This is a genomic window from Enterobacteriaceae bacterium Kacie_13, assembly GCA_013457415.1.
GTDB lineage: Bacteria > Pseudomonadota > Gammaproteobacteria > Enterobacterales > Enterobacteriaceae > Rahnella.
This window is the reverse complement of the sequence record CP045665.1, coordinates 3,209,651-3,222,469: the sequence shown is the minus strand read 5'-3', so window position 1 is coordinate 3,222,469 and position 12,819 is coordinate 3,209,651. Positions and strand designations below refer to the sequence as shown.

The following is a 12,819-nucleotide window of genomic DNA, read 5'->3' as shown; positions in this document are numbered from 1 at the left end:
CAGAAGGGTATTTCTGCCCGCCACAAAACATCCGGTATGGCCCGAGGTAGCGGTGAAACAAATCTCAGCAATCATTGACCAGCTTGATACAGCGTTCGCAGGCGAATGGCCTGACGCTCCGGGTATTCGGCAGCTCAGTTATTCCCTGCAAAAACAGCCTGATACAGGCCTGCTTGAGTGGTTGTCGGCGCAAACCTGTTACCCGAAATTCTACTGGCAACAGCGCGACGGCCACGAAGAAGCCGCCGTCTGCGGTGATGCCTGTTCTTTCGGCGATATGCAGCAGGCTCAGGAATTTATCCGCCAGCATCAGGACATTCCCGATCTGCACGTCTGGGGTTTGAATGCCTTCAACGGTGCTGACTCTTCTGACGTCCCCGCCAATGCGCTATTTTTACCCCGCATCGAACTCTGTCGGCGCGGTAATACCTACTGGTTGCGCTGTACGCTGTTCAGCGCGGTTTCGCTGCGCGAAGAAGCGCGCCGCACACGATTGTTCCTCCGTTCGTTGGTCGCGAGCCACGCGTTACCGCCGATCACCTCCCGCGTCCTTCAGCACCTGCATTTACCCGCTGAGCCGCAGTGGAATCAGCTGATTACCCGCGCACTGGAAAGTATCGAACAGCAAAAGTTCGACAAAGTCGTACTGGCACGCAAAACCACTTTAACGCTTAGTCAGCCGCTGAATGCCTGCGCGTTCCTCGCCGCAAGCCGCACTGTGAATCATCATTGTTATCATTTTATGCTGGCTTTCACGCCGCAACAGGCGTTTCTTGGTTCCAGCCCGGAACGTCTTTTCCTGCGCGACCACACTGAGCTTTTTACCGAAGCGCTGGCGGGCACGGTAGCTAATCATTCTGATAATCAGAAAGCCCATGAACTCGGCGAATGGCTGCTCAGCGACGGCAAAAATCAGCGTGAAAATCTGTTGGTCGTTGATGATATCTGCCAGCGTTTGCAGGGTGGGGCGCACTCTCTGGATGTCATGCCCGCTGAAATCCTGCGTCTGCGCAAGGTGCAGCATCTGCGCCGCAGCATTCACGGTGAACTGACCGGTGCAGACGATGCAGGATGTTTGCAACGTCTGCAACCCACCGCCGCCGTGGCCGGATTACCGCGTCAGGCGGCGCGCAACTTCATCGCCGAGCATGAACCTTTTGATCGTCAGTGGTACGCCGGTTCTGCCGGATATCTGAGCACTGAACAAAGCGAGTTCACAGTCGCGCTTCGATCGGCTGTAGTGAAAGGACATCATCTGGAACTCTTCGCTGGCGCAGGTATTGTCGCCGGTTCCGATGCTGCCCAGGAATGGCAGGAGATCGAAAATAAAGCCGCAGGATTGCGGACTTTGCTGGAAGAACACTACACGCCTGTCGTTCAGGCCGGATAATCCGTTGCCGGGAGAGTCATTCATGTCCGTTGCCGTCTTCAATCGCCGCTGGGCGACGCTGATCCTTGAGTCGCTGACCCGCCATCAGGTAAAGCACGTCTGCATTGCGCCGGGTTCGCGTTCAACCGCACTGACGCTCGCAGCGGCAGCGCATCCGCATCTCATCTGCCACACCCATTTTGACGAACGCGGCCTCGGTCATCTGGCGCTGGGTCTGGCGAAAGCCAGCGGCACGCCGGTGGCGGTGATAGTGACCTCTGGCACTGCGGTGGCCAACCTCTATCCGGCTCTGATCGAAGCCAGTCTGACGGGCGAAAAATTGATCCTGCTGACCGCCGACCGTCCGCCGGAACTGATTGACTGCGGCGCGAATCAGGCCATCCGTCAGCCTGGCATGTTCTCCGGCTATCCGGTACAGGCGCTGGATCTTCCGCGTCCTACTCCTGAAATCAGCGCACGCTGGCTGGTTTCGGCCATCGATAACGCGCTGGCTCAGCAGACGCACGGCGCTGTCCACATTAATTGTCCGTTCGCCGAACCGCTTTATGGCGAGGATACCGGCGAGCATACCGACTGGATGGAACAGCTCGGCGACTGGTGGCAGGGGCATCTGCCGTGGCTGAGTTTCGCGCCGGTGCAACATTCCCCCGCACAGTCCGACTGGTTCTCATGGCGGCAGAAACGCGGCGTTATTCTCGCCGGACGGCTTTCCGCGTATGAAAGTGAATTGCTGGTGCAGTGGGCAGATCAGCTCGGCTGGCCGCTTATCAGTGACGTGCAGGCGGCGACCGGCAATCCGCTGCCGTGCGCCGATTTATGGCTGGTGTCGCCGCAGGCAAAAAGCGTGCTTGAGCGCGCACAGCTGGTGGTGCAGTTCGGCGGCGGTCTGACCGGTAAACGGCTGTTGCAATGGCAGGCAGCCTGTCAGCCAGAAGAGTACTGGCTGGTTGATGTGATGCCGGGGCGTCTGGATCCGGCGCAACATCGTGGTCGTCGTATTCAGACCCCGGTCTCGGAGTTTCTGCTTCAGCATCCGGCGCAGCATCAGCCCGACTGGGCGCCTGAGCTGGATGAGTGCGCCGCGCGTGCGCGTCACGCCGTGGAATTGCATCTCGCAGGGACATTCGGTGAAGCCGTCGCTGCGTGGCAGTTACCGTCTTTGTTACCGGATCATGGTCAGCTGTTTCTCGGTAACAGCCTGATCGTCCGGCTGGTGGATGCTTTTGCGCAGTTGCCCGCCGGGTATCCGATTTTCGCCAATCGTGGCGCCAGTGGTATCGACGGCCTGCTTTCCACCGCCGCGGGCGTCCAGCGAGCCACCTGCAAACCCACTCTGGTACTGCTCGGCGATATTTCCGCACTTTATGATTTGAACGCGCTGGCGCTGATGCGTCAGTGCTCTGCGCCGACGGTGATCGTCGTGGTGAACAACAACGGCGGGCAGATTTTTGCTCTGCTACCAACGCCGGAGGCTGAGCGTCAGCGTTTTTACTGCATGCCGCAAAACGTTGATTTTCAGCATGCGGCGGCGATGTTCGGGCTCGATTACGCCAGCCCGACGTCCATGACTGAGCTGCACGATGCGGTGACGCAATGCTGGCAGCACGGCGGTGTAAAACTTGTCGAGTTGAAAGTGAATGAAACCGATGGTGCGGAATGTCTGCGCAGCCTGGTCAACGAGGTCAGCCTGTCATGACGCTGGCTTGCACGCGCCTGAATCCCGACGCGAAAGGGCGTCCGTGGCTGATTTTTCTGCACGGTCTGCTCGGCAGCGCGGATGACTGGCAGCCGCTGTTAGCACAGCTTTCCGGCTGGCCTTGCCTGCTGGTAGATTTACCGGGGCATGGTCGTTCGGCAGAGTTTACCGCCGCTGGATTCGCCGATGTCAGCCAGCTGTTAACCGATACGTTGCAGCAACAGGGGATTACCGCCTACTGGCTGATCGGCTATTCGCTTGGCGGACGCATCAGCCTGTATCACGCATGTCAGGGCGACACCGCAGGGCTAATGGGCGTACTGGTGGAAGGTGCCCATCCGGGGCTGACCTGTCAGGCCGAGCGCGCGCAGCGCCGTCATCACGACCAGCAATGGGCAACGCGTTTCGTGCAGTTGCCGTGGAAGCAGGCGCTCAACGGCTGGTACCGCCAGCCAATATTTGCCCGCCTGACCGATGCGCAGCGCCAAATGCTGGTTCTGCTGCGTGAAAGAAATAATCCTCACACCGTCGCCGCCATGCTTGGGGCCACTTCGTTGTCGGTTCAGCCAGATTTACGTCAGAAGCTGCATCAGCTTTCCCTGCCGCTGGCGTGGCTGTGTGGCAGCGCCGATACCAAATTTATTACTCTCGCGCAGCAGTCGGGTTTCGAACTGCGCACCATCGCCAATGCCGGGCATAACGCCCATCGTGAAAATCCGACGGAATTTGCCCGTCAGGCGCTGGCATTCATTACTTCACCTGTCTTAAAGGAAGTTGAGCATGATTTATCCTGATGAAAAAGTACTGTACGCGCCGATCGAATGGCGTGATTGCACCGGTGACTTTGAAGATATTCGCTATCACAAATCCACCGATGGCATCGCTAAAATCACCATCAATCGTCCTCAGGTACGCAACGCCTTTCGTCCGCTGACGGTGAAAGAAATGATCCGCGCGCTGGATGACGCCCGCTATGACGAAGGTATCGGCGTTATCGTGTTGACCGGTGAAGGCGATAAAGCCTTCTGTGCCGGCGGCGATCAGAAAGTACGCGGCGACTACGGCGGCTATCAGGATGCCAGCGGCGTGCATCATCTCAACGTGCTGGATTTCCAGCGACAGATCCGCACTTGTCCTAAACCTGTTGTCGCGATGGTCGCTGGCTATTCCATCGGTGGCGGTCACGTTCTGCACATGATGTGCGACCTGACTATTGCGGCAGATAACGCCATCTTTGGTCAGACCGGCCCGAAAGTCGGCTCGTTCGATGGCGGCTGGGGCGCATCTTATATGGCACGCATCGTTGGCCAGAAAAAAGCCCGCGAAATCTGGTTCCTGTGCCGTCAGTACGATGCTGCCGCTGCGCTGGATATGGGGCTGGTCAACACCGTGGTTCCGCTGGTGGATCTGGAAAAAGAAACTGTGCGCTGGTGTCGTGAGATGCTGGAAAACAGCCCGATGGCACTGCGTTGCCTGAAAGCGGCACTGAATGCTGACTGCGACGGTCAGGCCGGTTTGCAGGAGCTGGCGGGTAACGCCACGATGTTGTTCTACATGACCGACGAAGGTCAGGAAGGCCGCAACGCATTTGTTGAAAAACGCCAGCCGGACTTCAGCAAATTTAAGCGGAATCCATAATGCGCCGCGCCACGGTGTACCGGTACAGCCTGCCGATGGAGGCGGGCGTGGTGTTGCGCAATCAGCGACTGAAAACCCGCGACGGGCTGCTGGTTTCACTGTGGCAGCACGATAAAACCGGCTGGGGCGAAATTGCGCCGCTGCCGGGTTTCAGCACGGAAGATGTCACTCAGGCACTGGATGCCGTGCAGCATGGTGTGAGTCAGTGGATCAAAGGCGCATCTCTGGCGGCAGTGGCTTCCGCGTTCAGCGCTTTGCCGTCGGTGGCATTCGGACTGAGCTGTGCCGATGCTGAGTTGCGCGGTGAGCTGCCTGACGCGCTGAGCACCCGCTGTGCGCCACTGTGTCACGGCGATCCGAACGAACTGTATGCACGTCTGGGGGCGTTGCCGGGTGAGAAGCTGGCGAAAGTGAAAGTCGGATTGTACGAATCGGTCGGCGACGGACTGAACGTCAGTATGCTGCTGGAAGCGCTGCCGGACCTGCGTTTGCGCCTCGACGCCAACCGCAGCTGGACGCTGGCGAAATCCGAAGGATTTGCCCGCCACGTCGCGCCAGACCTGCGTTCGCGCATCGTCTTTATCGAGGAGCCCTGCCAGACCCGCGAGCAGTCCCGTGAGTTCGCCCGTGCTAGCGGCATTGCGATTGCGTGGGACGAAAGCGTGCGTGAGGCCGGTTTTACCGTGCAGGCCGAACCGGGGCTGGCGGCGATTATCATCAAACCGACCCTGACCGGTAGCCTGAACCGCTGCCGTCAGTTGATTTCTCAGGCGCACGCCGCAGGGCTGGAGGCTGTCATCAGCTCTTCTATCGAATCCAGTCTCGGGCTGACGCAGCTGGCGCGCATCGCACAATGGCTGACACCGGATGCCGTACCGGGGCTTGATACGCTGGATCTCATGCAGGCGCAGCTGATTCGTCGCTGGCCGGATTCTGTATTACCGGTGATTGCCGAACAGGATCTGGAGGTAGTGTGGCAGAGCCAATAATGTTGGATTGGCCGTGGCGCGTATGGGCGACGCGTTCACCGTTCGCCGTTGCCATTAAAGCAGGGGAAATCAGCTGGTGCTGGCGTGATTTACGGCACCGCATTGATTCACTGGCGGGCGGTTTTATTCAGCAAGGTGTGCGTGAAGGTTCAGGCGTAGTGCTGCGCAGTAAAAATACCCCCGACGCGTTGCTCTGTTATCTGGCGCTTTTGCAAGCCGGTGCGCGGTTACTACCTCTGAATCCGCAGCTGCCGCAAACCCTTTGTGACGAACTGCTGCCACAGCTGAATATCGATTTTGTGGTCGATCTTACCGATGCGCCTTTATCCCTTACTATCCCTTTGTTATCGCTTCAGCATGCTTTTTCAGAGCCTGTCGCTCACTGGCAGCCGGCGCGCATCGCTACTCTGACGCTGACTTCAGGCTCGAGCGGTTTACCGAAGGCAGCGGCGCACAGCGTAGCCGCACACCTGTCGAGCGCGCAGGGCGTACTGGGGCTTATCCCCTTCATGCAGGCTGACCGCTGGCTGCTTTCGCTGCCGTTGTTCCATGTTTCGGGGCAGGGGATTATCTGGCGCTGGCTATCTGCCGGTGCCACGCTGGTCGTCGCCGACGGGCAGTCGTTTGATGACGCGCTGGCGGAATGCAGTCATGCGTCACTGGTGCCGACTCAGCTCTGGCGTCTGCTCAAAAACCCGTCGCTGCCTGAAAAACTGAAAGACGTGCTGCTCGGTGGCGCGCAGATCCCGCCGGAATTATCCGCCCAGGCGGAACGCGTCGGGATCCGCTGCTGGTGCGGATATGGCATGACTGAAACAGCATCCACCGTGACGGCAAAACGCGCGGACGGTTCTGCCGGGGTCGGGCAACCGCTGAGCGGGAAAGACGTCATCATCGTCGATCAGGAAGTCCTGATCCGCAGTGACAGTCTGGCCTGCGGTTACTGGAAAAATGGCGCACTGACGCCGGTAGTCAGTGCCGATGGCTGGCTGCATACCCGCGACCGGGGAGAGTGGCGTAACGGCGAACTGCTGATCGCGGGGCGGCTGGATAATCTCTTTTTCAGCGGCGGGGAAGGGATACAACCGGAAGATATCGAAAAAGTGCTGGTGAGCCATCCGCAGATTACTCAGGCGTTTGTGGTGCCTGTCGACGATGAGCAATTTGGCCAGAGGCCGGTTGCGGTGCTCGAAGCCCAGGCAGGGCTGTTATTTGAAGAACTCAATCTCTGGCTGGGCAGCAAGATACCGCGCTTTCAGTTGCCGGTGGCGTATCATTCGCTGCCGGAATCGCTGGCGCAGGGCGGGATTAAAATTTCGCGGGCCAGTGTCCGTCAGTGGATAGACATGCTGACGTAATTCCCGCATTTGTCAGGAAAAAAAAGGGCCGCGCATTGCGGCCCTCGTCATTGATGTCACGCAGACGTCAGTCTTTCAGTGCTTTTTCAACACCCGCGCCATACGCCGGGCAGACTTTATAGAACAGCGCCACCTGACGTGCCTGCGTGTCCGGCGAAGCATGTTTAAGCTCACCCGCGATGCGGCCAAACATGCGCTGATGTTCTTCATCAGACAGCAGGTTGAACAGCAAACGTGGCTGAGTGAAGTAATCGTCATCTTCGCGGTGATTCCAGTGATCGGCCGCGCCTTCGACAGACAATGGCGGTTCGCTGAAGTCAGGTTGTTCCTGGAACAGACCCGCGCTGTTTGGCTCGTAGGTCACGCCGTTACCGCTGTTGCCGTCAACGCGCATTGCGCCGTCGCGATGATAGTTATGGAACGGACATTTCGGTGCGTTCACCGGGATCTGGTGATGGTTCACGCCCAGACGGTAGCGGTGCGCATCGCCATAAGAGAACAATCGGCCCTGCAACATACGGTCAGGGGAGAAACCGATGCCGGGAACCACATTCGCCGGGCTCATGGCTACCTGTTCTACTTCCGCAAAGTAGTTTTCCGGATTGCGGTTCAATTCAAACTCACCGACTTCGATCAGCGGGTAATCGCTGTGCAGCCAGACTTTTGTCAGGTCAAACGGGTTGTACGGCAGTTTTGAGGCGTCCGCTTCCGGCATAACTTGCACGAAAAGTTTCCAGCGCGGAAAATCGCCGCGTTCGATGGCGTCATACAGGTCGCGCTGTGAACTTTCGCGGTCGGTGCCGACTAGTTTTTCGGCTTCATCGTCCATCAGGTTTTCAATACCCTGCTGGCAGCGGAAATGGAATTTCACCCAGAAACGCTCATTTTCTGCGTTGATAAAGCTAAAGGTGTGGCTGCCGAAACCGTGAATGTGACGGTAAGACGTTGGCAGACCGCGGTCGCTGACGTCAATGGTCAGCTGATGCAGGGCTTCCGGAAGATGCGAGAAGAAATCCCATTTATACGCAGGGTTACGCAGATTTGTGCGCGGGTCGCGTTTTACGACGTGGTTCAGATCGGGGAATTTCAGCGGATCACGCAGGTAAAATATCGGTGTATTGTTGCCAACTAAATCCCAGTTGCCTTGCTCGGTGTAGAATTTCATGGAGAAACCGCGGATGTCGCGTTCTGCATCGGCTGCACCACGCTCACCGGCGACGGTGGAGAAGCGGACAAACATCTCGGTTTGCTTGCCGATTTCAGAGAAGAGTTTAGCGCGGGTGTAATGGGTGATGTCGTGAGTCACAGTGAAGGTACCGTAGGCACCGGAACCTTTTGCATGCATACGACGTTCAGGAATGACTTCACGATCAAAGTGGGCCAGTTTTTCGAGAAACCAGACATCCTGGAGTAAAAGCGGTCCGCGTCGGCCTGCGGTAATGACATTATTATTGTCGACGACGGGTGCGCCGGCTGCGGTGGTCAGTCCTTTCTTTTCCATAACCATCATTTCCTTGTATTACGTAGATCGGGTGTGAAATGCGTGATCAACAATCACTTTTAACAGCAAATTTTCTGCATCCTGGCATGTGTTTACCTTTCCATGGGAAAATTCACCTTAGCGGCTAGTGTGTACCCATACGTTGATCAGGGGCAAATAGGAGGGGCTTATTGTTCTGATTAAGAAAATAGGAATAGTGAATATAAATGCGTTTCTTTACATTTTATTTGCAGGCTAAGGGATTTTTAAACTTCTGAAAGATGTCACCTTTCGGCAAATTAATTTAGACTGCGCACTTAATATTTCCCCACTGTTATATGAATGTTCAGGAATGATGATGAAAAAAATTATTGTAGCGGGCACAGCCCTTGGCATGCTGCTGACGGCAACGTCTGCGAGCGCTATCAGCGTGAACGGTGAAGTTGGCGAGCACTACACTCATCTGGGCGCCGGTTTCGGCACCACCACTCCAGGTCTTGCGCTGACCGGTGATTACACCCATAACGACGATGACGGCGACGTGGCAGGTCTGGGGCTGGGCTACAACATTCCACTGGGGCCTTTCATGGCGACCGTCGGCGGTAAAGGCCTGTACACCAATCCGAAAGACGGTGATGAAGGTTACGCAGCGGCCGTCGGCGGCGGACTGCAACTCCCAATCGCCAAAATGTTCACCCTGTACGGTGACTACTACTATTCCCCGGATTCACTTTCGAGCGGCATCGGCAACTATAAAGAAGCCAACGCGGGCGTGCGTCTGACCGCTATTCCATTAGTGACCGTGAGCGTGGGTTACCGCTACATGGCGCTGGACGGCAAAGACGGCAACCGCGATAACATCGTGGCCGATGGCGCGTACGTTGGCGGCGCTGTCAATTTCTAAATCCCGTTCTGAATCAGAAAGCCTGCTCAGCAGGCTTTTTTTTCGGCTGTACTATCACTTTGTGCCTATGCGATTGTGTTTCGGCGTCAGCCTTTCTACAGTGGAAGGACAAAACGAGAGGAGAAAGTGATGCTTAGGGTTGAGATGCTCAGTACCGGCGAGGAAGTTCTACACGGTCAAATTGTGGATTCAAACGCCGCCTGGCTGGCCAGTTATCTGTTCGACCAGGGCCTGCCGATGACCAGCCGTGAAACGGTGGGTGACAGTCTGGACGAACTGGTCAGCGTGATGAAAGAGCGCAGTCATATCGCCGATGTGCTGATCGTCAACGGCGGGTTAGGTCCGACCACTGACGATCTTAGCGCCCAGGCGGCGGCCATGGCCTGTGGCGTTGAACTGACAGAGGATGCCGGATGGATCGCCACCATGCAGGCATTCTTCAACGAGCGTGGCCGCCCTATGGCCGAGTCTAACCGCAAACAGGCGCAAATCCCGGCGAATGCCGAGTTGCTGGACAATCCGGTCGGCACCGCCTGCGGTTTCAGCGTCAGGCTCAATCGTTGCCAGATTTTCTTCACGCCGGGCGTCCCTTCTGAATTCAAAGTGATGGTGGAACAGCAAATCGTTCCACGCCTGCGTAAGCAGTTTCCAGCGCTGGAAGCCCCGCTGTGTTTGCGTCTGACGACTTTTGGGCGTGGCGAAAGCGATCTGGCGACCGAGCTGGATAAAATCGAGATGCCCGAAGGCGTGGTGATGGGCTACCGCTCGTCGTCGCCAATCATCGAACTGAAAGTCACCGGCCCGCGTTCTCAGGAAGGGGTGATGCATTCGATTTTCGAGCGTGTGCGCGAAGTGGCGGGAGAGAGCACCATCTTCGAAGGTTTTGGCAGCCTGCCTGAGCGTCTTGCCGAACGTCTGCTGACGCAAAATCTGCGTCTTGCGGTCAGTGAAAGTTACACCGGAGGTTTGCTGAACTGGCGTCTGCAAAGTGCTGGCGTCCCGTTGGCTGACGGCGAGCTCCTGCCGCGAAGCGACGATGCCTCACCGGAGAAATCCCTCGAAAACTTACTGGCGCGGGCGCAGACGCTGGCCGACACCAGCGGTGCACAGCTGGCGCTGGCCGTCGGGGCATTATCAGGTGACCGGCTCAGTCTGGCACTGCATACGCCATCAGGAACCAGCGGATTAACGATTCGTTACACCGCGACGCGGCATGGGCTGGCGTTAAGGCAGGAGACTATCGCGATGGTGGGAATGGATATGCTGCGGCGGTATCTGAACGGGTGGGAGCCGGTAGCGGACTATCCTTGGCTCGACCGAGTCGAGAAAGTCTGGTGATTATTTAAGGTCAAGACCTTGGGCTGCCGCCCAAACTGGCCCAAAGGACGCGTAAACGCGCGCCCTCTGGACTCCCGCGTTTTTTAAAACACGTGCCATGCAACCCGGCTCTGTTTCAGAGGCAGCAGCTATTGCCGCAAAATCCCGCCGCTGCGCGGTGCCCTCCGTTCGGGTTACAACCCGCGCAAAATCGCGCGGTTTTCCACCTCTCCTCCGGCGCGATTTTTGAACGCGGCCAGAGCTTTTTAGGTCACAGCTTGACCGGCTCGGATCACATGAAAAGCAAAAGACTTTGCTTAATATTCAATTGGTTTTGATTTTAAAAATGGTGGGATGGCGCGATAAAAAAATCCTGCTGAACGGAGCGGCTTCGAGACCTTAGGCTCGAAGACCGAGAGAAGGCACCGCGCAGCGGCAGGGTTTTGCGCCACGTGCGGAAGTACCAGAACATGTCCATCGTTCCAGCGAAAGCGTGTTTAAAAAAACGCGGGAGTCCAGAGGGAGAAGGTTTATTCTCCCTCTGGTCGGTGTGGGCCGACGCCCACGACCTTGAAGTTGGTTTTGAAGTGGTTGTTAAAGCAGTTCGCAACATCGGGCTGTGGGCCAAAACCCACTAAAACTCAATCTCAATATCCCCGACCGGCATACAACAACACGGCAAAATCTCGCCGTCAGAGATGAACGCTAAGGGTTTTTCACTGTACTCCACCGCACCGCTAACCAGCCGCATGCGGCACGATCCGCAATAGCCTTCACGACACTGATACTCGACGTCAACATCATGATGTTCAAACACTTCCAGCAGATTGCGATGGTGGCTTTCGCACACCAGCTGTCTGCCACCGGCTGAAAGTGTGATGGTTCTGTCCGTCATTTAAAGCTCGAAATCACTCAGGTCATCGGCGTGAACTTCTGAATCGATCTGACCGACCAGATAGGAACTCACTTCCACTTCCTGCGGAGCGACCTGTACGTTGTCAGAAACCAGCCACGCGTTGATCCACGGGATCGGGTTCGAGCGAGTTTTGAACGGCGCGGTCAGGCCAACGGCTTGCATGCGGATGTTAGTGATGTACTCAACGTACTGGCACAAAATGTCTTTGTTCAGGCCGATCATCGAACCGTCTTTGAACAGATATTCTGCCCAGTCTTTCTCCTGCTGTGCTGCCAGCACGAACAAATCGTGACATTCCTGCTCGCACTCTTTGGCGATCTCAACCATTTCCGGGTCATCCTGACCTGAGCGCAGCAGGTTCAGCGCGTGCTGGGTGCCGGTCAGATGCAGGGCTTCGTCACGGGCGATCATCTTAATAATTTTCGCGTTGCCTTCCATCAGTTCACGCTCGGCGAACGCAAAGGAGCAGGCAAAGCTGACGTAGAAACGCACGGCTTCCAGTGCGTTCACGCTCATCAGACAGATGTAGAGTTTTTTCTTCAGTTCACGCAGATTCACCACGACGGTTTTGCCGTTCACCGTATGCGTGCCTTCGCCCAGCAGGTGGTAATAGCTGGTCATTTCAATCAGCGTATCGTAATAGCCGGAGATGTCTTTCGCGCGCTTGAGGATTTCTTCGTTGGTGACGATATCGTCAAACACAATCGCCGGATCGTTCACGATGTTACGGATGATGTGCGTGTATGAGCGCGAGTGGATAGTTTCTGAAAACGCCCAGGTTTCGACCCAGGTTTCCAGTTCAGGAATCGAAATCAGCGGCAGCAGCGCGACGTTCGGGCTACGTCCCTGAATGGAGTCGAGCAGCGTCTGGTATTTCAGGTTACTAAGGAAGATATGCTTTTCGTGATCCGGCAGGGCCTGAAAATCGATACGGTCGCGGGAAACGTCGATCTCTTCCGGACGCCAGAAGAAGGACAGCTGCTTTTCGATCAGCTTCTCAAAAATCTCATGTTTTTGCTGGTCGAAACGCGCAACGTTAACTGACTGCCCAAAGAACATTGGCTCAAGGAGCTGATCGTTTTTATTCTGCGAAAAAGTACTGTAAGCCATAACTTCTCTTCCTCAAATACT

The 12,819-nt window shown here is 56.6% G+C and carries 11 protein-coding genes; 8 read left to right on the top strand and 3 right to left on the bottom strand.

Annotated features, from left to right (window positions below; all coding sequences use genetic code 11):
* Positions 1 to 52 precede the first annotated feature (52 nt).
* From menF to menE, 6 genes are read left to right on the top strand one after another with little or no spacing between them, the layout of a single operon-like run.
* Positions 53 to 1,390, top strand: a complete 1,338-nt coding sequence (gene menF, locus GE278_14620) for an isochorismate synthase MenF (protein QLK61934.1) — start codon at positions 53 to 55, stop codon at positions 1,388 to 1,390.
* A 22-nt stretch (positions 1,391 to 1,412) separates the two neighbouring features.
* Positions 1,413 to 3,086: a 2-succinyl-5-enolpyruvyl-6-hydroxy-3-cyclohexene-1-carboxylic-acid synthase gene (gene menD, locus GE278_14615; protein ID QLK61933.1), complete on the top strand. Its 1,674-nt coding sequence runs from the start codon at positions 1,413 to 1,415 to the stop codon at positions 3,084 to 3,086.
* Positions 3,083 to 3,880, top strand: coding sequence for a 2-succinyl-6-hydroxy-2,4-cyclohexadiene-1-carboxylate synthase (menH, locus tag GE278_14610; protein ID QLK63304.1), 798 nt, complete (start codon positions 3,083 to 3,085; stop codon positions 3,878 to 3,880). Before menD ends, menH begins: the two co-directional genes overlap by 4 nt.
* The gene (menB, locus tag GE278_14605; GenBank protein QLK61932.1) at positions 3,867 to 4,724 is read left to right on the top strand and encodes a 1,4-dihydroxy-2-naphthoyl-CoA synthase; all 858 of its coding nucleotides are present in this window, start codon (positions 3,867 to 3,869) and stop codon (positions 4,722 to 4,724) included. The genes menH and menB overlap by 14 nt, the downstream gene beginning before the upstream one ends.
* The gene (gene menC, locus GE278_14600; protein QLK61931.1) at positions 4,724 to 5,713 is read left to right on the top strand and encodes an o-succinylbenzoate synthase; all 990 of its coding nucleotides are present in this window, start codon (positions 4,724 to 4,726) and stop codon (positions 5,711 to 5,713) included. Before menB ends, menC begins: the two co-directional genes overlap by 1 nt.
* Positions 5,698 to 7,071: an o-succinylbenzoate--CoA ligase gene (gene menE / locus GE278_14595; GenBank protein ID QLK61930.1), complete on the top strand. Its 1,374-nt coding sequence runs from the start codon at positions 5,698 to 5,700 to the stop codon at positions 7,069 to 7,071. Before menC ends, menE begins: the two co-directional genes overlap by 16 nt.
* A 67-nt stretch (positions 7,072 to 7,138) precedes the next feature.
* Here menE and GE278_14590 read toward each other — a convergent pair whose 3' ends face one another.
* Entirely contained in the window at positions 7,139 to 8,578 is a 1,440-nt protein-coding gene (locus GE278_14590; protein QLK63303.1) for a catalase, read from the bottom strand.
* A gap of 331 nt (positions 8,579 to 8,909) precedes the next feature.
* Here GE278_14590 and GE278_14585 point away from each other — a divergent pair, with 331 nt between their 5' ends.
* Entirely contained in the window at positions 8,910 to 9,455 is a 546-nt protein-coding gene (locus GE278_14585; GenBank protein QLK61929.1) for a hypothetical protein, read from the top strand.
* A gap of 129 nt (positions 9,456 to 9,584) precedes the next feature.
* Positions 9,585 to 10,793, top strand: a complete 1,209-nt coding sequence (locus GE278_14580) for a nicotinamide mononucleotide deamidase-related protein YfaY (GenBank protein QLK61928.1) — start codon at positions 9,585 to 9,587, stop codon at positions 10,791 to 10,793.
* Positions 10,794 to 11,406: 613 nt separating this feature from the next.
* Here the strand turns inward: GE278_14580 and GE278_14575 are convergent.
* The gene (locus tag GE278_14575) at positions 11,407 to 11,667 is read right to left on the bottom strand and encodes a 2Fe-2S ferredoxin-like protein (GenBank protein QLK61927.1); all 261 of its coding nucleotides are present in this window, start codon (positions 11,665 to 11,667) and stop codon (positions 11,407 to 11,409) included.
* On the bottom strand, positions 11,668 to 12,798 hold the full coding sequence (nrdB, locus tag GE278_14570) for a ribonucleotide-diphosphate reductase subunit beta (GenBank protein ID QLK61926.1): 1,131 nt from the start codon (positions 12,796 to 12,798) through the stop codon (positions 11,668 to 11,670).
* Positions 12,799 to 12,819 lie beyond the last annotated feature (21 nt).